18 protein-coding genes and 2 tRNA genes are annotated in these 23814 nt (G+C 69.4%); 17 read left to right on the forward strand and 3 right to left on the reverse strand.

Going from position 1 to position 23814, the window contains the following annotated elements:
* The first annotated feature begins 74 nt into the window (after positions 1-74).
* From rsfS to ABD357_RS42100, 6 genes are all read left to right on the forward strand, one after another.
* Complete coding sequence (rsfS, locus tag ABD357_RS42075; protein WP_344396859.1) at positions 75-518, forward strand: ribosome silencing factor; 444 nt, start codon at positions 75-77, stop codon at positions 516-518.
* On the forward strand, positions 515-1210 hold the full coding sequence (locus ABD357_RS42080) for a histidine phosphatase family protein (protein ID WP_425585232.1): 696 nt from the start codon (positions 515-517) through the stop codon (positions 1208-1210). The genes rsfS and ABD357_RS42080 overlap by 4 nt, the downstream gene beginning before the upstream one ends.
* Before the next feature lie 159 nt (positions 1211-1369).
* A tRNA-Ala gene (locus tag ABD357_RS42085) sits at positions 1370-1442 on the forward strand.
* 279 nt (positions 1443-1721) lie between these two features.
* Positions 1722-1895 (forward strand): hypothetical protein, encoded by a 174-nt coding sequence (locus ABD357_RS42090; protein WP_344396860.1) that lies wholly within the window; start codon positions 1722-1724, stop codon positions 1893-1895.
* A gap of 3 nt (positions 1896-1898) precedes the next feature.
* Entirely contained in the window at positions 1899-2132 is a 234-nt protein-coding gene (locus ABD357_RS42095; protein WP_010986886.1) for a hypothetical protein, read from the forward strand.
* 133 nt (positions 2133-2265) lie between these two features.
* A tRNA-Ala gene (locus tag ABD357_RS42100) sits at positions 2266-2338 on the forward strand.
* Between the two features lie 89 nt (positions 2339-2427).
* On the opposite strand, the gene ABD357_RS42105 is transcribed toward ABD357_RS42100, so the two are convergent.
* Positions 2428-4056, reverse strand: a complete 1629-nt coding sequence (locus tag ABD357_RS42105; RefSeq protein ID WP_344396861.1) for an NADH-ubiquinone oxidoreductase-F iron-sulfur binding region domain-containing protein — start codon at positions 4054-4056, stop codon at positions 2428-2430.
* The gene (locus ABD357_RS42110) at positions 4056-5528 is read right to left on the reverse strand and encodes a ferric reductase-like transmembrane domain-containing protein (RefSeq protein ID WP_425585233.1); all 1473 of its coding nucleotides are present in this window, start codon (positions 5526-5528) and stop codon (positions 4056-4058) included. The genes ABD357_RS42105 and ABD357_RS42110 overlap by 1 nt, the downstream gene beginning before the upstream one ends.
* Before the next feature lie 535 nt (positions 5529-6063).
* Between ABD357_RS42110 and leuS the strand changes: the two genes are divergently transcribed.
* From leuS to holA, 9 genes are all read left to right on the forward strand, one after another.
* Positions 6064-8940 carry a leucine--tRNA ligase gene (gene leuS / locus ABD357_RS42115; RefSeq protein ID WP_344396862.1) on the forward strand — a complete coding sequence of 959 codons (2877 nt, stop codon included), beginning with the start codon at positions 6064-6066 and terminating at the stop codon, positions 8938-8940.
* 149 nt (positions 8941-9089) lie between these two features.
* Complete coding sequence (locus ABD357_RS42120) at positions 9090-9830, forward strand: hypothetical protein (RefSeq protein WP_344396863.1); 741 nt, start codon at positions 9090-9092, stop codon at positions 9828-9830.
* 285 nt (positions 9831-10115) lie between these two features.
* Complete coding sequence (locus ABD357_RS42125; protein WP_344396864.1) at positions 10116-10961, forward strand: DegV family protein; 846 nt, start codon at positions 10116-10118, stop codon at positions 10959-10961.
* A gap of 224 nt (positions 10962-11185) precedes the next feature.
* Entirely contained in the window at positions 11186-12313 is a 1128-nt protein-coding gene (locus ABD357_RS42130; protein WP_344396865.1) for a ComEA family DNA-binding protein, read from the forward strand.
* Positions 12314-12453: 140 nt separating this feature from the next.
* Positions 12454-15351 (forward strand): ComEC/Rec2 family competence protein, encoded by a 2898-nt coding sequence (locus ABD357_RS42135; RefSeq protein WP_425585237.1) that lies wholly within the window; start codon positions 12454-12456, stop codon positions 15349-15351.
* 83 nt (positions 15352-15434) lie between these two features.
* Positions 15435-16262 carry an arylamine N-acetyltransferase family protein gene (locus ABD357_RS42140; RefSeq protein ID WP_344396867.1) on the forward strand — a complete coding sequence of 276 codons (828 nt, stop codon included), beginning with the start codon at positions 15435-15437 and terminating at the stop codon, positions 16260-16262.
* A 168-nt stretch (positions 16263-16430) separates the two neighbouring features.
* Positions 16431-17318 carry a YceI family protein gene (locus ABD357_RS42145; protein ID WP_344396868.1) on the forward strand — a complete coding sequence of 296 codons (888 nt, stop codon included), beginning with the start codon at positions 16431-16433 and terminating at the stop codon, positions 17316-17318.
* A 96-nt stretch (positions 17319-17414) separates the two neighbouring features.
* Positions 17415-17660 carry a hypothetical protein gene (locus ABD357_RS42150; RefSeq protein WP_344396869.1) on the forward strand — a complete coding sequence of 82 codons (246 nt, stop codon included), beginning with the start codon at positions 17415-17417 and terminating at the stop codon, positions 17658-17660.
* A gap of 60 nt (positions 17661-17720) precedes the next feature.
* Positions 17721-18716, forward strand: a complete 996-nt coding sequence (gene holA / locus ABD357_RS42155; RefSeq protein ID WP_344396870.1) for a DNA polymerase III subunit delta — start codon at positions 17721-17723, stop codon at positions 18714-18716.
* Positions 18717-19036: 320 nt separating this feature from the next.
* On the opposite strand, the gene rpsT is transcribed toward holA, so the two are convergent.
* The gene (gene rpsT, locus ABD357_RS42160) at positions 19037-19303 is read right to left on the reverse strand and encodes a 30S ribosomal protein S20 (RefSeq protein WP_165341355.1); all 267 of its coding nucleotides are present in this window, start codon (positions 19301-19303) and stop codon (positions 19037-19039) included.
* Between the two features lie 284 nt (positions 19304-19587).
* On the opposite strand from rpsT, the gene lepA reads away from it, so the two are divergent.
* Both lepA and ABD357_RS42170 read left to right on the forward strand, forming a co-directional pair.
* Positions 19588-21456 (forward strand): translation elongation factor 4, encoded by a 1869-nt coding sequence (gene lepA, locus ABD357_RS42165; protein ID WP_344396872.1) that lies wholly within the window; start codon positions 19588-19590, stop codon positions 21454-21456.
* Positions 21457-21844: 388 nt separating this feature from the next.
* Entirely contained in the window at positions 21845-23731 is a 1887-nt protein-coding gene (locus ABD357_RS42170; protein WP_344396874.1) for an AMP-dependent synthetase/ligase, read from the forward strand.
* Positions 23732-23814: the final 83 nt, after the last annotated feature.

The raw sequence follows: 23814 nt of genomic DNA on the forward strand, positions 1-23814 counted from the left end.
TGGTGTCGGCGGTCCGTGAGACCCTTGGGGTAACCCCCTGGGGGAGACCTGACCGCCGACGGAAAGCCTTGGTAGTGACCGCCACTGACCGCTCTCTCGAGCTCATCAACACCGCCGCGCAGGCGGCAGCCGACAAGCTCGCGCACGACATCATCGCGTACGACGTCAGCGACGTGCTGTCGATCACGGACGCCTTCCTGCTGGCCTCCGCGCCCAACGACCGCCAGGTCAAGTCGATCGTCGACGAGATCGAGGAGCGGCTGAACAAGGAACTCGACGCCAAGCCGGTGCGCCGCGAGGGCGACCGCGAGGCCCGCTGGGTGCTGCTCGACTACGTCGACATCGTGGTGCACGTCCAGCACAGCGAGGAGCGCGTCTTCTACGCCCTGGAGCGGCTCTGGAAGGACTGCCCGGAGCTCGACCTGCCCGCCGACGCCAAGGCCACCCGCGGCAAGGCCGCCGAGCACGCCAAGCTGCAGGACGCGGAGGACGCCGGCCTGGGCGGTGAGCTGCGTTGAGCGCGGGAACGGGGGCCTCGGAGGGCAAGCCGCTGTCCGAGGCCGGGAAGAAGGCCGGCCGGGGCCGTCGGGTCATCCTGTGGCGCCACGGGCAGACCTCGTGGAACGTGGAGCGCCGCTTCCAGGGCACGACCGACGTCGAGCTCACCGAGGCCGGCCTCGAGCAGGCCCGCCGCGCCGCCCGGCTGCTCGCCTCCCTCGGGCCCGACGCGATCGTCGCCTCGGACCTGAAGCGAGCGGCCGACACGGCCGCCGAGCTGGCCGCCCTCACCACCCTCGACGTGACCCACGACGAGGGCCTGCGCGAGACGTATGCGGGCGTCTGGCAGGGCCTGACGCACGAGGAGATAATCGGACGGTACGGCGACGAGTACGCGGCGTGGAAGCGCGGTGAGCCGGTGCGCCGTGGCGGTGGCGAACTGGAGACCGAGGTCGCCGACCGCGCCGCCCCCGTGGTGCTGCGGCACGCCGAGAAACTCCCCGACGACGGCACGCTCGTGGTGGTCAGCCACGGCGGCACCATCCGCACCACCATCGGCCGCCTCCTCGGCCTCGACTCCCGTCACTGGGAAAGCCTCGGCGGCCTCTCCAACTGCTGCTGGTCCGTCCTCGGCGAGGGCGCCCGAGGCTGGCGCCTGCTGGAACACAACGCGGGCACGCTGCCGGAACCGGTCCTGGGAGACGACGACTGACCTTGGCAGACGGCGACCGGCGCGGAGGTCATCGGCGGTGGGTCCCGGCTCCAGCTGCCCGTAGACCCGTGCCCGCAGACGCGTGGACCCGGATTTCACTTTCCGGCAGGCCGCAGGCTAAAGTTCCTCTTGTTCAGCCCGTCGGGCGAGCGAACACAAGGGGCTATAGCTCAGTTGGTAGAGCACCTGCATGGCATGCAGGGGGTCAGGAGTTCAAATCTCCTTAGCTCCACACAGGCGCTACGGCGTGAGGATCCCGTTCCCCACAGGGGGAGCGGGATTTTTCGTTGCCGATCGGCACACTCTTCTTGAACCCGCTTGAGTCACTTGGGCCCGGGAGGCGTATACCTCTTCGGAGGCGCTCCTCGTTGTACGTTCGCGCTGGCCGTGACGGGTATCGCGGCCGCCGTGTCCGGACTGGTACGAAGGCGTCGCTGACCGTATTGGTCCGGCCGTGGCAGAATCAAACGGCCGGAAGGGGGCGCGGCCCGACGGGTGGAGGGAGTTGGCGATGCCTGCGAGCATCATCGGGGAGGTCGACGACCTCCTCGACGCAGAGGTGATACGGGACAAGATCACCCGCCTCGACTGCCCTTCCTGCGGATCGGCCCACGTCGCGCAAGTCCTCGGCGACAACGGCGGGATCTCCTACGTGTGCACGGCCTGCGGCCACAGCTGGAGCTGATCGATGGGTGCGCACAGGCGGAAGTGCGATTGGTGCGGCAGTGGTACGCCCATCGTCCGCGACATGGAACCGGTCAACCACGACTACCAGTACTGGTGCGAGGAATGCGCACGGGCGCTGATCATAAAAGGCGACCCCATCGAGACGTACCGCGAGCTGGAGGGCGAGCCGATCTACGGCCGGCTCCTTGACGAGCACTGCACGCTCAAACGGTTCTATTCGTTCGCCACAGCCTGACCCGCGGGCCGCTGACAGGGCTCAGTCCGGGCCCTGTCCCGGCCGTCCATGGGCCCCGTAAACGATTTGGTGGTGCACCGGTAGGACCGTGTAATGTTGGCGTCGCCGCCGGGCAACCAGGCGAACCACGCAAGGGGCTATAGCTCAGTTGGTAGAGCACCTGCATGGCATGCAGGGGGTCAGGAGTTCAAATCTCCTTAGCTCCACAGCAGATGAAGAGATCAGAAGAAGGCGGGCCATCCGATCGGATGGCCCGCCTTCTGTCTGTACTGCCTCGTGCGTCGTTACGTCGCGTTCAGCGGCCGCTGCCGAGTGCGCGGCGGCCTCGGCCCTGGCCGCGGCCCTGCGACAGGACGGGGAGGTTGTTGCGGGCCGGGCCACCGGAGTTGTCCTCCTCGATGCGCAGCGCGAGCGCCGGGCAGCGGCGTACGGCGCGCATGGCCTTCTGCTCGGCGTAGCGCGGCACCTGCGCCTGGGCGACGGTCGGGAACCCGTCCGCGCCCAGTTCGAAGACCTCCGGGAGGATGTCGGCGCACAGGCCGTGGCCCCGGCACAGCGTCCAGTCGACGTAGATCTTCTGCCGGCTGGGGCCCGCCTCCAACTGCCCCTGGCCGCCCGGGATACCGGTCGGGACGCCGCCGCCCTCGAAGAGCGGCAGTACGCCCTCCACGGGCCTGCCGCAGCCGTTGCCGAGGACGTGCGCGGCCAGGTCGTCGGTGAACGCCTTGAGCGTCGACTCGAGGAACATCGCGGAGCCGTCCGGGTGCGAGCACGCACCGCGCCGCTTCACGGCGTGGGCGACCTGCTTGACCGCTTCCAGGGCGGCGGGGCCACCGCCGTTGAGGATGTCTTCCATGCCCCGTGCCGCGGCCGGCAGACCGAGATAGCAGGGGCCGCACTGCCCCGCGCTCTCCTGGGCCAGCCACTGCGCCACGCGCAGCGACTCGCCCAGCGGGCAGGTCTCCTGGCTGATCGGGAGAATCGCGCCCGCGCCCAGCGAACCACCCACCGCCGCCAGGGAGTCACGCGAGACGATCGCCTCGTTGACCGTGGCCGCGTCGATCCACTTGCCGTGATAGCCGCCGGTCAGCACGCCCTGCGGGACCGGCGGGGCGCCGGCGAGCTGGAGGACGTACCGCAACGGCACACCGGTGGGCATCTCGATCACCATGGGGCGGGCGACGGCGCCGGAGACGGTGACCATGACGGTGCCGGGCTCGTCGTACAGGCCGGTGTTGCCGTAGCGCTCGGAGCCGATGCGCGCGGCGATCGCCAGCTGCGCGAACGTCTCGGCGTTGGAAAGCAGCGTGGGAGCACCGCCGACGCCGCTCTGCGAGGCGCTGATCTTGCGGCCGGGCGGGATCGCCGGACCGCCGTCGATGGAGCGGATCAGCGAGGCGGCGGCGCCGGTCACCATCCGCACCGGGTTGCGCTGCACACGTGCGCGGAGGACGGAGCCGCGCCGGTTGTTCAGGCCCCGCTCGGCGAGCGCGGCCTCCATGGACTTCTGGGTGGACTCGCGGGTCACACCGACCACGAGGGTGCGGGCCCCGAGGGCCTCTGCGACCAGCAGCGCGCCGTCCAGGATGAGGTGCGGAGCACGGTTGATCAGCACCGTGTCCTTGCGGCAGGCCGGCTCGTCCTCACTGCCGTTGACGACGACCACGGGCCTTACGCCACGCTTGATCGCCGACTCGGCGACCGATCGCAGCTTCTTGTGGAAGGGAAAGCCCGCGCCGCCGCGGCCCTTCAGGGATATGCGCTCGGCGAGTTGCGCGAGCTGTTCTCCGCCCATCGGCTCGAGCGGACCGTGCACTTTCAGGTGCATGTCCAGATCGAGTCTTTCGACCAGGTCGAAACCCGAGGTGAGCTGAGGAAGTCCGACCACGCGGACCTCGGGGACGTCGGGGAGAGCGGCGTTCACTAAAAGCCTCCGGAAGGCGCGTTCCAGGGTTCGCCGGAGCTGGGTGCGTCGAATGCACCGGGCAGTGTTTCAGTGGCGGGACCGCTGTCGTACGTGTCATTCGTGTTGTACGTACCAAGGGGGTCGTACGACTCACCGGTGTCGTAGAAATCATTGGATCCGTACGACGGGGGAGTGCCGGGAGTCACGTAGGGCGTGCTGCCCGTGTCGTAGACCGGGCCGTTGTACGTGGTGGGCGTCTCGGAGGGGCGCGGTGGGGCCTCGTACAGTGGCGGGGACGGGGCCGGCCAACGGGGGGCGTTGTCCTCGACGCGCGGGATCGCCTCCGTGGGCTGCATGTCCGTCGGGAACCCCTGCATGCGCTGGGTCGGCTCGGGCTGGCCGAGGGGGTCCTGGATGCGCGGGATGCTGCCGGTGTTGGACACGGCCCGGTAGGCGGCCGAGAAGCCACCGGTGTCGGTGAGCGGGTTGGACCCGGTGTCCGTGAACGCGGCGCGCTGTCCGGTGTCGTACAGCGAGGCGCCTGCCCCGGTGTCCGTGAGGGCGGCGCGCTGGCCCGTGTCGTACAGCGAGGCGCCGGCCCCCGTGTCCGTGAGGGCGGCGCGCTGGCCCGTGTCGTACAGCGAGGCGCCGGCCCCCGTGTCCGTGAGGGCGGCGCGCTGTCCGGTGTCGTACAGCGAGGCGTTCGACGGGGACCCCGTCCGCTGCCGCGGCACCTTCCCCTCCGGGAAGCCCGGACGTGAACCGGCGCCGCCCGTCTGCCGGGCCTCGGCTGCGGTCCGACGCCCCGGGGGCTCCGCGCGTAGTCCGCCGCCGGTGTTCCCGATCAGTTCCCGGATGCGCTGGGCGACCTTGCGCCTGAACGGTGGCGGAGACGCCCGCAGGGCCAGCGCCCCGCCGACCGCCACCAGGCTCAGGACGTAAAGGATCACGAAGACCGGCTTCGCCTGGCGGCCGGCGAACAGGCCGTGCACCAGCGCCATGCACCAGGCCGGGTAGGCCAGGCTGTGCATCATGCGCCAGCGGGACGCGACGGGTGCCGAGGTCGCGAAGCGATTGCGCAGGATGCCGGTGACGGCCACGAAGATCATCATCAGGCTGGCCGTGGTGCCCAGGCCGATCAGGAAGGCCCTGCCCAGCATCTCGTCGTTCGAGCCGACGAGTCCGAATGGGATTAACGCGGCGATCCACGAGGTGTGGTCCAGTGCGAGCTTGGTCCCGATGTGCACGAAGAGGAACACGACCGCGGCGACCGCGGTGATCCGGTGCACCGCCTGCGCCAGCATCCGCTGGCGGGCGTCGAGGAAGATCCGGTCCTGGGCGACGAGTCCCCAGATCACGGAGGCACTGAGGCAGACGAGGGACAGGACACCTGTACCGAAGTTGAGGAACTCCGCCAACACGTCATCCACCGTGCTGTCGTACTCGCACCCCGGACAGTCCGCCGCCAAGGGCTGGCTGTCAGAGATCACGACCTACCTCCCAACATCACGACGAAGGGTATGAGCGACAACGCGCCCGCGGTGAATCCACCGCGGGCCGAGCAGCCCGGTCGGGGAACCGGGCTGTTACTGCGTCGAGTGTTCATGGGGGGTGTCTCCCAAACAGTTCGGGGAAGCGGTCCCGCTGCCGCACTCTAGGCCGAGACATACCGAGGGGTACGAGGTTTGAGTTATTGCGCTGTTATCTAAGGGTCCTGAGGGAGCTGCGATGTCCCTTAGATTCCCTTACGCCGAGTAACTCTTGACCTATGTTCAGCTTTTGGTGCCGCAACAAGAGTGTGGCACGCCGTGTCATGTGCCCCGGAAATCTCCGTCGCGGCCCCCTCGACGGCTGCGGTACCCTGACGCCATGCGTGCCGTACGCCTTCTGCTTAGCGAGCCGCGCTGATCAGTCCCGGCCACCGATGAAACCGTGGCCGGAATCGGCGCGGCGTCCCCTCCTGTGCGAGGGGCTTTTTCATTTCCCAGGCCGCTGGCAGAGACGATCGATGGAGCTTTGAGGATCATGAGCGAGACGAACCCCGCCGCCGCCTCCGAGGTGGTGGCGCCGCACCGCTACACGGCCGCCATGGCCGACGAGATCGAGGCACGCTGGCAGGACTTCTGGGAGGCGAACGCCACTTACGCGGCGCCAAACCCCACCGGCGACCTGGCCGCTGACTCCGCACTGGTGGCCAAGCCCAAGAAGTTCATCATGGACATGTTCCCGTACCCCTCCGGTGCGGGCCTGCACGTCGGCCACCCCCTGGGCTACATCGCCACCGATGTGTACGCCCGGTTCCAGCGCATGACCGGCCACAACGTCCTGCACACGCTGGGCTTCGACGCCTTCGGCCTGCCCGCCGAGCAGTACGCCGTGCAGACCGGCACGCACCCGCGCGTGTCCACCGAGGCCAACATCAAGAACATGCAGGTGCAGCTGCGCCGGCTGGGCCTGGGCCACGACAACCGCCGCTCGTTCGCGACGATCGACCCGGACTACTACAAGTGGACCCAGTGGATCTTCCTGCAGATCTTCAACTCCTGGTACGACGACGAGGCGCAGAAGGCCCGCCCGATCTCCGAGCTGGTCGCCCGGTTCGAGAGCGGTGAGCGGGCTGTTCCCGGCGGGCGGGGGTGGCATGACCTGACCGCCGCCGAGCGCGCCGACGTCCTGAGCGGCTTCCGGCTGGCGTACGCCTCCGACGCACCCGTCAACTGGTGCCCCGGCCTGGGCACAGTCCTGGCGAACGAGGAGGTGACCGCGGACGGCCGCTCCGAACGCGGCAACTTCCCCGTCTTCAAGGCCAAGCTGCGCCAGTGGAACATGCGCATCACCGCCTACGCCGACCGGCTGCTGGACGACCTGGAAGCGCTGGACTGGCCCGAGGCCATCAAGTTGCAGCAGCGCAACTGGATCGGCCGTTCCGAGGGCGCCCGCGTCGACTTCCCGATCGACGGCGAGAACATCACGGTCTTCACCACGCGCCAGGACACCCTGTTCGGCGCGACCTACATGGTGCTGGCGCCGGAGCATCCGCTGGTCGAGAAGTTCACGCCTCAGGAATGGCCCGAGGGCACTCACGAGGTGTGGACCGGCGGCCACGCGACCCCGTCCGAGGCAGTCGCCGCCTACCGCGCGCAGGCCGCCTCGAAGTCGGACGTCGAGCGCCAGGCCGAGGCCAAGGAAAAGACCGGCGTCTTCATCGGCACGTACGCGACCAACCCGGTCAACGGCGAGCGGATTCCGGTCTTCATCGCCGACTACGTGCTGATGGGCTACGGCACCGGCGCGATCATGGCAGTCCCGGCGCACGACAGCCGCGACTTCGCCTTCGCGCGCGCCTTCGAGCTGCCGATCCGCTGTGTCGTCGAGCCGGCCGACGGCCGCGGCACCGACCCGTCGACGTGGGACGACGCCTTCGTGTCGTACGACGCGAAGATCGTGAACTCCGCCAGCACCGACATCTCCCTGGACGGCATGGGCGTCGCCGACGCCAAGGCCCGCATCACCGAGTGGCTGGAACGCAAGGCCATCGGCGAGGGCACCGTCAACTTCCGCCTGCGCGACTGGCTGTTCAGCCGCCAGCGCTACTGGGGCGAGCCCTTCCCGATCGTCTACGACGAGGAAGACATCGCCCACCCGCTGCCCGAGTCGATGCTGCCCCTGGAGCTGCCGGAGGTCGAGGACTACTCGCCGCGCACCTTCGACCCGGACGACGCGAACACCGAGCCGGAGACTCCGCTGTCCCGCAACGAGGACTGGGTGAACGTCACCCTGGACCTGGGCGACGGCCGCGGCCCGCGCAAGTACCGCCGTGAGACCAACACCATGCCCAACTGGGCCGGTTCCTGCTGGTACGAGCTGCGCTACCTGGACCCGCACAACAGCGAGAAGCTGGTCGACCCGGAGAACGAGGGCTACTGGATGGGCCCGCGCGAGGGCATGCCGCACGGGGGCGTCGATCTGTACGTGGGCGGCGCGGAGCACGCCGTGCTGCACCTGCTGTACGCGCGCTTCTGGTCCAAGGTCCTGTACGACCTGGGGCACGTCTCGTCGGCCGAGCCGTTCCACAAGCTGTACAACCAGGGCATGATCCAGGCCTACGTGTACCGCGACAGCCGGGGCATCGCGGTGCCCGCCGCCGAGGTGGAGGAGCGCGACGGCGCGTACTACTACGAGGGCGAGAAGGTCACCCGCCTGCTGGGCAAGATGGGCAAGTCCCTGAAGAACGCGGTCACTCCGGACGAGATCTCCGCCGAGTACGGGGCGGACACGCTGCGTCTGTACGAGATGGCCATGGGACCCCTGGACGTGTCGCGGCCGTGGGACACGCGCGCGGTGGTGGGCCAGTTCCGGCTGCTGCAGCGGCTGTGGCGCAACGTCGTGGACGAGGCCACCGGCGCGGTCACGGTCACGGACGGCGAGCCGGACGAGGACACGCTGCGTGCCCTGCACAAGGCGATCGACGGCGTACGCCAGGACCTGGAGGGCCTGCGCTTCAACACCGCCATCGCCAAGGTCACCGAGCTGAACAACCACCTGACGAAGGCGGGGGGCCCCGTGCCGCGCACGGTCGCCGAGTCCCTGGTGCTGCTGGTCGCACCTCTGGCCCCGCACATCGCCGAGGAGCTGTGGCGCAAGCTGGGGCACACCGACTCGGTCGTCCACCAGGACTTCCCGGTCGCCGACCCGGTGTACGTCGTGGACGAGACCGTGACCTGCGTCGTGCAGGTAAAGGGCAAGGTCAAGGCGCGCCTGGAGGTGTCCCCGTCGATCTCCGACGAGGAGCTGGAGAAGGCGGCCCTGGGTGACGACAAGGTCGTGGCGGCGCTGGACGGCGCGGGGATCCGCAAGGTGATCGTGCGGGCACCGAAGCTGGTGAACATCGTTCCCGCGTAACGCGGGTCGGGGTAGTCCCCTACGGGCAGGTTGGGGGTTCCGCTGGAACCCCCAACCTGCTTTTTCCGTTTACCGTGGAAGAGCCCGCAGGCACTTCAAGCAGGACCTGGAAGCAGTACCGACAAGCAGGACCCGAGAGGAACGCCGTCATGGAAGCCGTGGTCGCAATCGTGGCGCTGATCTTCGTGCTGTTCGTGGTCCTGGGGACGTATGCGACGGTGAAGGCGGTCGGCGCCGCCAAGCGCGGCGTGGACCGCACCGTCGCGCAGGCCCGCCGCACGGTCGAGGACTCCACACTCAGGGCGAAGACCTTCGCACAGCCGGGAGTGTTCGGTGAGCTGGCCCAACTGCGGCTCTCCTTGCGCACATCGATGCGTGCCACCCAGGACGCGCTGCACGCGGGCGTGGCGGAGGACGAGTCGCTGAAGGAGTCCCTGGCCCTCTTCCAGCGACTCAGCGCGCACGGCCACGAACTGGACGCCGACATGAAGCGACTGGAGCGCGAGCCGAACAGAGCCCGCCTCGTCGAGCAGCTGCCGGAGCTGCGGGAGCGTACGGAGCAGATCACGAAGTCGGCCGACGCCCTGCGCTCGGCGGCGCGCGACCGGGCCCGTCGGTTCGCGGGCGACGACCTGGACTCACTGAGCCAGCAGATCGACATGGAGGCGGGTGCGCTGCGGCACTGGACGAAGGAGCCGGCGCCCGCTCAGCCGCCGCCCCCGTGGCCGGAGGCACCGGCGGCGCCTGGCGACCAGCAGACCTGGCCGGACACGGCTCCGTCGCGCACCGCCGAGGAGGAGCCCACGCCCACCCGGCCCGCCATCACGCCGCCGGCGGCGCGGCCCACCTACCCCTGGGAGAAGAAGCCCCGCCCGGAGAGCACGACTTGATCCGGGAGCACGACGTGAACCGGCCGATCCGGCGGCAACGGTCGCCTGAGCGGCCTTGGCGAAGTCCGGTGCGGTACCGCCCCTCAAGGGGCGCGAGGCTGCATCAATGTGCGGCTCCGCCGCGTGGCCGACCAGCGCCCCGAAGGGGCGCGGCGCGTGACACTATGCGGCTCCGCCGCGTGGGCGCGACCAGCCACGACGGACCCGCAGTTTCGAACCGCATTTCCAGCGGAGCGCTCAGTGCCGGGCTGCCGCCCGCGCGTTCCTGCGGGTAATCTCCAGCTCATGTCCCGCCATGTCGCTATCGTCACCGATTCAACGGCCTACCTGCCGCCGCGGACGATGGAGCGCCACGGCATCACGGCGGTGCCCCTGACAGTGGTTCTCGGCGACCAGGCGCTCGAAGAGGGCACCGAGATCTCGGCCCGCTCGCTGGCCCAGGCACTGCAGAAGCGACGCCCCGTCACCACGTCCCGGCCCAGTCCCGAGGTCTTCGCCCAGACCTACCGCAAGATCGCCGAGTCGGGCGCCACCGGCATCGTCTCGCTGCATCTGTCCGCCGAGTTCTCGGGTACGTACGACGCGGCCGTCCTCGCCTCGCGCGAGGCTCCGGTGCCCGTACGGGTTGTGGACACGGGCATGGTCGCCATGGCTCTCGGCTTCTGCGCCCTGGCCGCGGCCGAGTCCGCGGAGGCGGACGGCACGATCGACGAGGCGGTGACCGCGGCGGAGAAGCGGGCCGCCGGCACATCCGCGTACTTCTACGTCGACACGCTGGACTATCTGCGCCGGGGCGGCCGAATCGGGGCGGCGCAGGCCCTGTTCGGGTCCGCGCTGGCCGTGAAACCGCTGCTGGAGCTTGACGGCGGCCGCATCGAACTGCTGGAGAAGGTGCGCACCGCGTCGAAGGCGATCGCCCGCCTCGAGGAGATCGTGGCCGGCCGGGCGGGGAGCGCACAGGTCGACATCGCGGTCCACCATCTCGCCGCGCCTGAGCGGGCGTCGGCGCTGGCGGAGCGGTTGCGGGCGCGGGTGCCGGGCCTGGCCGATCTGCATGTGAGCGAGGTCGGGGCTGTCATCGGGGCGCATACAGGGCCCGGGTTGTTGGGGGCAGTGGTCTCGCCTCGGTGAGTTTTCACGGTGGTTGGTGAGTTTTTCGCTGTGATGTATCTCGCAAAGTGTGTGGATTGTGTGGGGGAGTCGTGTGTCGCGTGCGCGAGTGCTTCGTCGGGCTCCGCGTTGGGTACCGCGTCAGGCTCCTCGTGCGGGTGACGGAGTTATCCACAACAGGGTGGTAATCCACGGGAATTGAGCAAGATCATCGCGAGGGCTCCGTCGTGCCCGATTCTCGTCGCATGGCACTTCGATCACCTTCACGGACAACAGCAGCTACCAGTGGCCCGGGCCGCGGTCCCGTCTCCGACGGCCGCATCCGGCATCGTCGCCGCCCTTACCGAGGCAGGGCCCGTCGTCACCAGGCCTCGGCGGAGGCACTCCGCCTGCGCGCGGAGGCGATCTTCGCCGAACGGGCCGGAGAGCGGCGGGGGTTGGGGCATGGGCCGCCCGGGGGTGGCCCGAGGACCGGTGTGGCCGGGCCGCCGCACTTCCCACGGCCCGGCAGCGGCAGCCCTCGGGGTGAGCCCGCGGACTATCGCGACCGTGTAGTTGGCGGCGACGCGGTGGGGGCAGTTCGCGCAGAAGTGGGCGAGACCGAGGCCGTAGCCGGAGCTGCGACCAGGGCTGAAGCCGCGTGGCGGGAGCGGGTTGGGCTTGCCGTGCGGGAGCGGATGCCGCTGTGGCTCCAGTCGAGATGCGGGCTGGAGCGAAAGAGCGTGTTCGCGTTCTCGGCGTTGCTCGTGGTGGCCGCCGTCTTCGCGGGTCAGCACTTCTGGTCGGGCCGAACCGAGCCGGTGCGTCCACCGGAGGTGGTACGGGCGGCACCCTCGGCTCCGTACGAGGAAGCGGCGGTGGCACCCGGGTCCTCAACAGCCGCTCGGGACCCCGTGGGCGCGCCGGGCACCGCGATCGTGGTGGACGTCAGCGGCAAGGTGCGCGAACCCGGTATCCACAGGTTGCCGGCCGGTTCCCGGGTCGCCGACGCGCTGCGGGCCGCCGGAGGAGTGCGCCCGGGCACGGACACCGTGGGGCTGAACCGCGCCCGGCTCCTTGTGGACGGAGAGCAGGTGGTGGTCGGGGCTCCGCCCACCGGGACGGGAGCCGGCGCGCCCGGAGGCACAGGCGGCGCTGGTGCCGCGGGCGCTGTCGGTCCTGGAGGAGCCGCCGCTCCGGCCACTCCGGTCGCCCTCAACACGGCCACCCTGGAGCAGCTCGACACATTGCCGGGCGTCGGCCCCGTGCTGGCCCAGCACATCATCGACTACCGCACGCAGCACGGCGGGTTCCGTTCGGTCGACGAACTCCGTGAAGTGAACGGCATCGGTGATCGTCGTTTCGCCGATCTGCAGAATCTCGTACGACCATGAATGGCCCGGAGGTTCATCCGTCCAGCTCCGCTGTGGCCGGCCCCGCTGTACGCGACCCCGGCGCGCCTGGCCCCTGTGCGCCTGGCCCTGCCGAGCCCGGCCCCGGCGCGCCCAACTCTGGCGTGCGCGACCGCTCGGCCGTGCACGCCGCCTCTGGGAGCCCGCTCGGTTCCTCGCGTCCTCGCCAAGAAGGGCCCACCGACCTGCGGTTGGTGCCGCCCGCACTGGCGGCATGGGCGACGGCAGCACTGACGCTGGGCGCGTCACCGGGCTGGACCATCGGGGTGGTGGCCGTCTGCCTGGTCGCGGCGGGCTGGTTGCTGGTCACCGGCCGAAACCGCGAGCGCGGTGTGTCGCACCGCGGCCATAGCGAGGCGGGCCGCAGCCACGGTGAACCAGGCCGCGGGAGTGGCGGATCAGACGGCGGCAGGGGCGGGTTGGACGGCAACCGCGCCGATCCAGACCGTAGCCACTGCGGGTCGGGCCGCAGGCATGCCGAACCTGAACGCAGGTACGCCGAACCGGGCCGCAGCCACAGTGAACCGAGCCGCGGGAGTGGCGGATTGGACGGCGGCAGGGGCGAGTCGGACGGCAACCGCGCCGATCCGGAACGCAGTCACGGCGAATCTGGCCGCAGGCATGCCGAGCCGGAGCGCAATCGCGCCGCCGCTCCGGAGCCCAACCGCGCGCGGCGAAGCCCTCTGTGGCGTACCTGGCCGAAAGCCTCCGTCGCCGCCGTGCTGCTCTGCGTGGCGGCAGCGGCTGCTTCCGGCGGGCTGCACGGGGCGGACCTGCGCCGTGGCCCGGTCCCGGAGTTGGCGCGCCAGTACTCCGAGGTGACCGCCGAGGTGGAGGTCACCTCGGACCCCCGGCTCACCCGCCCCCGGATCAGGGGGGCCCACGCCGCCCCGACCGCCGTACTGCTCAATGCCGACGTGCGCCGCATCGAGCAGCCGGACGGGACGGTGACGGCGACGCGGACACCGGTACTGGTGGTCGTGACGATGGGGGCGGGATCCGGCGACAGATCCGGGGCGGGGTCGGAAACCGGCGACGATCCCGGAGCCGCATCGGAGCCCGGCGTCCCGTCCGGGAAGGCGCAGGGCTCGCCCTGGCTTTCCCTCCTGCCCTCCGCGAAGGTGCGGGTTGAGGCGCGGGTCGTGCCCGAGTTGGGGGACGGCGGGCGAGTCGCGGCCGTGTTGCGGGTGCAGGGCAGTGGGCCACCGCGAGTAGTGGGGGAGCCGTCGGAGGCGCAGCGGTTCGCGGGGGAGTTGCGCGGTGGGCTACGCGCGGCGACCGAGGGGCTGGAGCCGGATGCGCGGGCGCTGTTGCCAGGGCTGGTGGTGGGGGACACCTCGCGGATCACCCCGGAGCTGGACGAGTCGTTCAAGGCGACTGATCTCACTCACCTTCTGGCCGTCAGCGGGGCCAACTTCACGATCTTGCTCGCCCTGCTCATCGGACCGCCGGGCCTTGCGCAGCACGCCGAGCGCCGAGGCCTCGCCTCCAGAATCGGCATCCCGTTGCGGACGACCTCCGTACTCGGAGGGGCGCTCTCGCTCGGCTTTGTCATCGTGTGCCGGCCGGACCCGAGTGTGCTGCGGGCGGCGGCCTGCGGATCGATCGCGCTGCTGGCCATCGCCACCGGCCGCCGCAGGTCCCTGATTCCGGCGCTGGCCACGGCGGTTCTGCTCCTGGTGCTGTACGACCCCTGGCTGTCCAGGAGTTACGGCTTCCTGCTCTCCGTACTCGCGACCGGCGCCCTCCTCACCCTGGCCCCGAGGTGGAGCGCCGCACTCCAGAGGCGGCGGGTCCCGCCGCGGCTCGCCGAGGCGTTGGCCGCGGCGGGTGCGGCGCAGGCCGTATGCGCGCCTGTGGTCGTCGTCCTCTCGGCACGGGTGAGCCTGGTGGCGGTGCCGTGCAATCTGCTCGCGGAGTTCGCGGTCGCGCCCGCCACGGTGCTGGGCTTCGCGACGCTGGCCACCGCCTTGTGGGCGATGCCGGTTGCCAAGGCGCTGGCGTGGTGCGCGAGTTGGCCGGCGGGCTGGATCGCGGACATCGCCCGCGCCGGAGCCGCCCTGCCCGGCGCCGGCGTGGACTGGCCGGACAGCTGGATGGGCGCGCTGCTGCTCGCATGCGTGACCGTGGTGCTCGTACTCGTCGGCCGGAGGCTCCTGAGGCACCCCTGGCTGAGCGGTGCCTGCGCGCTGCTGCTCCTGCTGGTGCTGGTGCAGCCGGCGCCCATCACCCGGGTGATCACGGGGTGGCCGCCACCGGGCTGGCGGTTCGCGATGTGCGACGTGGGACAGGGCGATGCGATGGTGCTCGCGGCGGGGGACGGCGCCGGTGTGGTGGTCGATGCGGGACCGGATGCGGTCCTCGTCGACCGGTGCCTGCGCACACTTGGCATCACCAAGATCCCCATCGTCGTACTGACCCACTTCCACGCGGACCATGTGGCGGGGCTGCCGGGCGTGCTGCGCGGGCGTTCGGTAGGCGCGATCGAGACGACGGGATTCGAAGAGCCGCTGGACCAGGCGGAGTTCGTGCACCGGCAGGCGGCGGCCCGACGTATCCCGGTGACCCGGGCGGTGGCGGGGGAGCGGCGGCGTACAGGCGCGCTCGACTGGCGGGTGCTGTGGCCGCCGCCCCGCCCGGCCCCGACTCCTGAGGGCCCGAACGACGCGAGTGTCGCCCTGTTCGTACGGTCGGCCGGGCTGACCCTGCTCCTGCTCGGGGACCTCGAACCACCCGCCCAGCAGGCCCTGTTGAGATCCCCGGCCGGCGCCGCACTGGGTGGCGTGGACGTGCTCAAGGTCGCCCATCACGGGTCGGCCTACCAGGACCCGGAGCTCATACGCAGGACAGCGCCACGCCTCGCGCTCATCTCGTCGGGCGTGGACAACCCGTACGGACATCCGGCACCGAGCACGGTGGCGGCACTGCGTGCCGGGGGCGCCACCGTGCTGCGTACGGACGAGGAGGGGGCGATGGCCGTCGCCGGCGAGGGGGACCGCCTGTGGGTGGCGGGATCATGAGGCCCGGGAGTCGGGAGTCGAGGGCCGGGAGCCGGGGGTCGTGGGCCGGGAGCCGGAGAGCGGTGTCCTGGAAACTGGGAGGCATGGAATCCGTACAAGCAGACGCCTATCTCCGTCGGATCGGGGCCGAGCGTCCCGCGCTGCCCACCGCCGATGCGCTCCGGGAACTGCAACTGCGGCATTTGCTGACCGTGCCGTTCGAGAACCTGTCGATCCACTTGGGAGAGGAGATCGTGCTGGAGGAGAAACAGCTCCTGGACAAGGTGGTGAGGGCCCGGCGTGGCGGCTTCTGTTACGAGCTGAACGGGGCGTTCGGAGCGCTGCTCGCGGAGTTGGGCTTCGAGGTGACGCTCCTCGCGGCGCGGGTGTACGGGGAGGGGGAGCGGCTGGGCATTCCGTTCGACCATCTCGCGCTGCGGGTGCGGACGCCGGACGGGGGTGACTGGCTGGTCGACGTCGGGTTCGGGGCGAACAGCCACTGTCCGCTGGCTTTCGGGGAGCGGGGCGAGCAGGTGGATCCGGCCGGCACGTTCCGGCTGGCCGAGGCCGGGGTGGATCCGGCAGGGGTGCGCGGGGGCGCGGCGGGCTCCGGGGACCTGGATGTCCTGCGGGACGGCACACGTCAGTACCGGCTGGAGCTACGGCCGCGCGTGCTCGAGGACTGCGTGAGCGGTGCCTGGTGGCACAGCACCTCGCCGGTGTCGCACTTCACGCGATCCCTCGTCTGTTCGCGTGTCACCGACGACGGTGGCCGGATCACGCTCAGCGGGCGGAAGCTCACGATCACGGCCGTCGATGGGAAGAAACAGCGATCGGATCTGGCCACGGACGAGCAGGTGCTGGAGGCGTACCGGGAGCGATTCGGAATCGTGCTGGAGGGCGTTCCGGCGGTTGGGGGAGCGGGTTCCTGAAGCGGGGAACATAAGCGGAACGGCCAACTTGGGCTGATCATGCCAATATCCAGCACATCTGCTGGATTCCCGCGATGTGGTCGAGTCTTGCCTCGAAAGCCGCATCAGTGGTCGAATGCAACACCAGCAGATCTTGTCTTGTTTCATGTTGCGCGAGGTGTGTCGTAAATGGTCGGCCTTTGGCTGGGAAGCCGTAAGAACCGAGTGCAAGGATCGGGGACGGGTCTCCGCGCTGCCCTGCCGATGCCGACGGGTGCCGGGATGCTCAGCTGCCGGGTGCTGGATCCGGTCAACCAGCCGGTGTCGCATGCGGAGTTCACGGTCAGTGACACCATGGGACGCAAAGTGGTCGGTGGCGGCGTGGATCCGTTCGGGTCGTTCGTCGCGACGGTTCCCGCCGGCGAGTACCGGCTCGGGGTTTCGGCGGAGGGGTATACGCCGCTCCGCGAGACCGCCACGGTGCGGGAGAACTCCGTGACCTCGCTCGGCGATGTGGCGCTTCGGGTCGCCCAGCCCCCCGCGCTGCCCGAGCCGGGGGACTGGGAGATCGAGCCGGCGCATTCCTCGATCGGGTTCACCGCGCGGCACATCGGACTGGCGCGGGTTCATGGCCGGTTCAACACTTTCGCCGGGGTGATACGGGTCGCCGATCAGGTTGATCTGACGGCGATGCACGTGGTGATCGACGCCTCGTCCATCGACACCAACGTGAAGATGCGCGACGACCATCTGCGGTCGCCGGACTTCCTCGACGTCGACCGCTTCCCCACGCTGGAGTTCTACAGCGACCGCTTTGTGCACAAGGGCGGCAACCGGTGGGCGGTCACCGGGGCGCTGTCGCTGCACGGTGTGACGCGTACGGTCACGCTCGACACCGAGTACCTCGGCCTGGGCAACGGCATGGAGGGCGAGGTGCGGGCGGCGTGCCGGGCCACCACCGAGCTGCGGCGCGACGACTTCACGGTGAGCTGGCAGACGATGCTTGCCAGGGGCATCGCCGTGGTCGGTCCCAGCATCCGGGTCGCCCTGGACATACAGATCGTTCCCAAGGCCTGAACAGCGAGGCCCACGGCGAGGCCTGGACAGCGAGGTCTGCACAGTGAGGGCAGAGCTGCGGCACCGGGTGCTCGACGCGTACCGGAAAATGTCCGTGTGAGCGATGTGAGACATGTGCTGGTGCTGCCCGATCGCGATGCCGCCCAGGAGGCGCTGGAGGCGCTCGGGGAGCGGTTCGGGACAGACGAGGAGCCGCAGCTCGTACGGGATGCCCTGGCCGGTGAGGACGATGCCGAGGACGCGCAGTGGCTGGTGGTCCTGCGGGATGCTGAAGGACGGCTGGACGCCGGGGAGTTGGACGAGTTCGCGGGCGAGTGGGACGGCTGGCGGGAGGAGCCGTAGCCATGCGGCCGGGCTCGCGTCGGGGGGCGTTGTCAGTGCTGCGTGGGATGCTTGAGCGCGATGGCCAGGAAGACTGAATCCGCAGACGCAGCAGATGTACTCGCCCCCGTCACGATCGCTGTCGGGCAGGAGGATCTGCTGCTCGACCGTGCCGTGCGAGAGGTGGTGACCGCTGCGCGGGTCGCCGATCCGGACACGGATGTACGGGACCTCACGTCGGACCAGTTGCAGCCGGGGACGCTTGCCGAGCTGACGAGTCCCTCGCTCTTCGCCGAGCGGAAAGTCGTGGTCGTGCGGAGTGCGCAGGATCTGTCGGCGGACACGATCAAGGACGTGAAGGCGTATTTCGGGGCGCCCGCCGAAGAGATCACGCTGGTGTTGCTGCATGCCGGCGGGGCCAAGGGCAAGGGGCTGCTCGATGCCGCGCGGAAGGCGGGAGCGCGGGAGGTCGCCTGCCCCAAGATGACCAAGCCGGCGGACCGGCTGGCCTTCGTGCGCGGTGAGTTCCGTACGCTCGGGCGTTCGGCCACGCCGGAGGCCTGCCAGGCCCTTGTCGATGCGATCGGGAGTGATCTGCGGGAGTTGGCGTCCGCGGTGGCGCAGCTGGTCGCGGATGTCGAGGGGACGATCGACGATGCGGTCGTCGGGCGGTATTACACCGGGCGGGCCGAGGCCTCCAGCTTCACGGTCGCCGACCGGGCCGTCGAGGGGCGGGCGGCGGAGGCGCTCGAGGCGCTGCGGTGGTCATTGTCGACGGGGGTTGCGCCGGTGCTGATCACCAGCGCGCTGGCGCAAGGCGTGCGGGCCATCGGCAAGCTGTCCTCCGCGCGTGGGGGGCGTCCGGCCGACCTGGCCCGTGAGCTCGGGATGCCGCTGTGGAAGATCGACCGGGTGCGGCAGCAGATGAGGGGCTGGACGCCGGACGGCGTCGCGGTCGCCCTCCGGGCGGTGGCGGAAGCGGACGCGGGCGTCAAGGGTGGGGGCGATGATCCTGAGTACGCCCTCGAGAAGGCGGTCGTTGCGATCGCCCGAGCGGCGCGGTCCCGACGGGGTTAGGCGGCCCACGGGGGTGGTGGGTTTGGTTTGCGGGCGGCTGCGGGTCGTTCGTGGCTGGTCGCGCAGTTCCCCGCGCCCCTGAAGGGGCGCTCCCCGCCAGGTCGCGAAACAAGGAAGCCCATCGCCGCCCAAGCCCAAGCCCAAGGCCCCGCCTCCAACCCTGGGGAAGGGCGGAAGGCGGGGCCTTCGGTGTGAGCCGGTGGGTCCATGCCCGCGTGGCGAACGCAGGCCGCGCATGGACCCGTGGTGCCGGTCGGGAGCGGATGAGAGAGGGCCCGCTCGGGTCCTTCCGGCGATCAGATCAAGTGAGCGTTACAGGTTCAGCCCTTGAGGGAAGCGACCTGGGAAGCAAGCGCCGACTTCTTGTTGGCGGCCTGGTTCTTGTGGATGACGCCCTTCGAGGCGGCCTTGTCGAGCTGACGCGCGGCAGCGCGCTGCAGCTCGGTGGCCTTCTCGACGTCACCCGCGGCAGCGGCCTCACGGGCCTTGCGGATCGCGGTCTTCAGCGAGGACTTCACGGCCTTGTTGCGCAGCCGCGCCTTCTCGTTGGTCTTGATCCGCTTCATCTGGGACTTGATGTTCGCCACGAATGAGCCTTTTCAGGTTCAGGCGCACGAGGACGAGCCTCACACGCCGGTGATTGATCTTCGAATGGCCCACCGGTGACCCGGCGGAGCCGTCTGCGTCTCCCACAGAGGACGCCCACACGGGGCAACTCAGAGGGCATGAGACACAGCTGCTCAGACTAGCAGCCGTAGTCCTACCGGCCCAAACCCGTCGCCGGTCCCCGCCCGTGGGACCATGGAACCTACGTATCGATCCGAACCCGAGCCGCTGACCCCTGCGGATACCTCAAGAATCAGGACCCTGCGTGCCCGCGACCCCTAACAATGTGCCGAAGCCGAGCCGTACCGACCCGGCTCTGATCCGCAATTTCTGCATCATCGCGCACATCGACCACGGCAAGTCCACGCTCGCCGACCGGATGCTCCAGCTGACCGGCGTGGTCGAGCAGCGGCAGATGCGCGCTCAGTATCTCGACCGTATGGACATCGAGCGCGAGCGCGGCATCACGATCAAGTCCCAGGCGGTCCGTCTGCCCTGGGCTCCGACCGAGGACCCGGGCAACACCCACATCCTCAACATGATCGACACTCCGGGGCACGTGGACTTCACGTACGAGGTGTCCCGGTCGCTCGCCGCGTGCGAGGGGACGATCCTGCTCGTCGACGCCGCTCAGGGCATCGAGGCCCAGACCCTCGCCAACCTCTACCTGGCGATGGAGAACGACCTCACGATCATCCCCGTACTCAACAAGATCGATCTGCCCGCCGCGCAGCCCGAGAAGTTCGCCGAGGAGCTCGCCCACCTCATCGGCTGCGATCCCGGCGATGTCCTCAAGGTCTCCGCCAAGACCGGACTCGGCGTCGAGGCGCTGCTCGACAAGGTCGTCGCCCAGGTTCCCGCCCCCGTCGGCGTCAAGGACGCCCCGGCGCGCGCCATGATCTTCGACTCGGTGTACGACTCCTACCGCGGCGTCGTGACGTACGTACGAGTCATCGACGGGCAGCTCAACAAGCGCGAGCGGATCCGGATGATGTCCACCGGCGCCACGCACGAGCTGCTGGAGATCGGCACCAACTCGCCCGAGATGCTCCCCGCCGACGGCCTGGGAGTCGGTGAGGTCGGCTACCTCATCACCGGTGTGAAGGACGTCCGCCAGTCCAAGGTCGGTGACACGATCACCACCCTGAACAAGGGGGCGACCGAGGCGCTCGGCGGCTACAAGGACCCGAAGCCGATGGTCTTCTCGGGCCTGTATCCGCTGGACGGCTCCGACTACCCCGAGCTGCGCGACGCCCTCGACAAGCTTCAGCTCAACGACGCCGCGCTGGTCTACGAGCCGGAGACCTCCGCCGCCCTCGGCTTCGGTTTCCGCGTCGGATTCCTCGGGCTGCTGCACCTGGACGTGATCCGGGAGCGCCTCGAGCGCGAGTTCGGGCTGGACCTGATCGCCACCGCGCCGAACGTGGTCTACCGCGTGATCATGGAGGACGGCGTCGAGCACACGGTGACGAACCCGAGCGAGTTCCCCGAGGGGAAGATCAGTGAGGTGTACGAGCCGGTCGTACGCGCCACGATTCTCGCCCCGAGCGAGTTCATCGGCTCGATCATGGAGCTGTGCCAGACCCGCCGCGGCACCATGCTCGGCATGGACTACCTCTCCGAGGACCGCGTCGAGATCCGCTACACGCTGCCGCTCGCGGAGATCGTCTTCGACTTCTTCGACCAGCTGAAGTCCAAGACCCGTGGCTATGCCTCCCTCGACTACGAGCCCACCGGCGAGCAGACCTCCAGTCTCGTCAAGGTGGACATCCTGCTGCACGGCGACAAGGTCGACGCGTTCTCCGCGATCACCCACAAGGACCAGGCGTACGCATATGGCGTTCGGCTGGTCGCCAAGCTGCGCGAGCTGATCCCGCGGCAGGCCTTCGAGGTGCCCATCCAGGCGGCCATCGGCTCCCGGGTCATCGCCCGCGAGACCATCCGCGCCATCCGCAAGGACGTCCTCGCCAAGTGCTACGGCGGTGACATCTCCCGTAAGCGGAAGCTGCTGGAGAAGCAGAAGGAAGGCAAGAAGCGGATGAAGATGGTGGGCTCTGTGGAGGTTCCGCAAGAGGCCTTCATCGCGGTGCTGTCCAGCGACGAGAGCGCGACCTCCGGCAGGGGTAAAAAGTAACCGCCGGTTACGATGGAGAACTCTAAGGGCCCGTCGCGCGAGAGTGCGGCGGGCCCTTCAATGAGTGGAGTCTTTGTAGCAATTGAACCCTCCCCAAGCCGAAGCAGGGGGATTCCTGGCTCACGCTGCTCGGCCGCTCAGCGAACGGTCGAGTCTCCCACGATCAACGCCAGCCGGGTTGGAACCAGCCCGGTTGACGCAGCGTACCTCGTCCGCGGGTGAAGAATCCGGGGATTCGGGAATCGCGGAGCGTGACCTCTTACGCACGGGCCCGTCGCGCTCTACTCTGATCACCACTCGATGGTTACTCGCGAGTTAAACAGCGGCCGCGAGTGACACAACAGCCGCAAAGAGCCAGCCGCACACTGTCGCGGGCCCGGAGGATGTCGTGAGCGACACACAAACCCTGATCGAGAACCGTCCGCCCTCCGTGGCGGCCCTCTTCCTGGAGCGCGTGGCGGCCACACCGGACGCCGAGGCCTACCGCTACCCCGTACCCCCCGCTTCGGGCGAAGGCCCGGACGAATGGAAGTCGCTGACCTGGGCGCAGGCCGCCGAGCGGGTCTTCGCCATCGCTGCCGGCCTGATCGAACTGGGCGTTCAGCCGGAGCAGCGCGTCGCGCTCTCCTCCGCCACCCGGGTCGAGTGGATCCTCGCCGACCTCGGCATCATGTGCGCGGGCGCGGCGACGACGACTGTCTACCCGCAGACCAACGCCGAGGAGTCGGCGTTCATCCTCTCCGACTCCGAGAGCAAGGTCCTGATCGCGGAGGACGCCGCTCAGCTCGCCAAGGCGCGCGAGAAGCGGGCCGAACTCCCCGAACTCACCCATGTCGTCGTCATCGACGGCACCGGCGTGGACTCCTCGCAGGACGAGGGCGACTGGGTGCTCACCCTCGCCGAGCTGGAGAAGCGCGGCGCCGCCGTCCTGGAGAAGAACCCCGACCTGATCAAGGAGAAGGTCGGTGCGATCACCTCCGACCAGCTCGCCACGCTGATCTACACCTCCGGCACCACCGGCCGCCCCAAGGGCGTACGGCTGCCGCACGACAACTGGTCGTACATGGCCAAGGCGACCTCCGCGACCGGCCTGATCAGCGCCGAGGACGTGCAGTACCTGTGGCTGCCGCTCGCGCATGTCTTCGGCAAGGTGCTCACGTCCGGGCAGATCGATGTCGGACACGTCACCGCCGTCGACGGCCGCGTGGACAAGATCATCGAGAATCTGCCGGTGGTGAAGCCGACGTACATGGCGGCCGTGCCCCGCATCTTCGAGAAGGTCTACAACGGCGTCGCGGCCAAGGCCCGCGCCGGCGGTCCCGCCAAGTACAAGATCTTCCAGTGGGCGGCCGGGGTCGCCCGTGAGTACGCCAAGGTCAGCCAGGACAACTTCCGCAGGACCGGTACGGCCTCCGTGCCCTTCGGCCTCGGCGCCAAGCACAAGATCGCGGACGCGCTCGTCTACTCCAAGCTGCGCGAGGCCTTCGGCGGCAATCTGCGCGCCTGCGTCTCCGGATCGGCCGCGCTCGCGCCCGACATCGGCTATTTCTTCGCCGGCGCCGGCGTGCACATCCTCGAGGGGTACGGACTGACCGAGTCGTCCGCCGCGTCCTTCGTAAACCCGGGGGAGGCGTACCGCACGGGGACCGTGGGCAAGCCGCTGCCCGGCTGCGAGGTGCGTATCGCGGACGACGGCGAGATCCTGCTGCGCGGGCCCGGGATCATGGAGGGCTACCACAAGCTGCCCGAGAAGACCGCCGAGGTGCTGGAGCCGGACGGCTGGTTCCACACCGGTGACATCGGGGAGCTGTCGCCCGACGGCTATCTGCGGATCACCGACCGCAAGAAGGACCTCATCAAGACGTCCGGCGGCAAGTACATCGCGCCGGCCGAGGTCGAGGGCCAGTTCAAGGCGGTGTGCCCGTACGTGTCCAACATCCTCGTGCACGGGGCCGACCGGAACTTCTGCACCGCGCTCATCGCGCTCGATGAGCCTTCCATCCTCGGGTGGGCCGAGGAGCACGGGCTGTCGGGCAAGTCGTACGCGGAGGTCGTCGCCGACCCCGCGACGGTTGAGCTCATCGACGGATACGTCAAGCAGCTCAACCAAGGGCTTCAGAAGTGGCAGACCATCAAGAAGTTCAGGCTTCTGCCGCGGGACCTCGACATTGAGCATGGTGAGCTGACGCCGAGTCTGAAGTTGAAGCGGCCGGTTGTGGAGCGGGAGTACAAGGAGCTGATCGAGGAGATGTACGCAGGCTCTCGCGAGGCGTGAGCTGAGCGTTTCCAACGGGCGTTTCCTCCAGGAGGGGCGGGGAACTGCGGTTCGGCTGTTGGCTGCGGGTTGTACGTGGCTGG

Source organism: Streptomyces vastus (genome assembly GCF_039532825.1).
GTDB lineage: Bacteria > Actinomycetota > Actinomycetes > Streptomycetales > Streptomycetaceae > Streptomyces > Streptomyces vastus.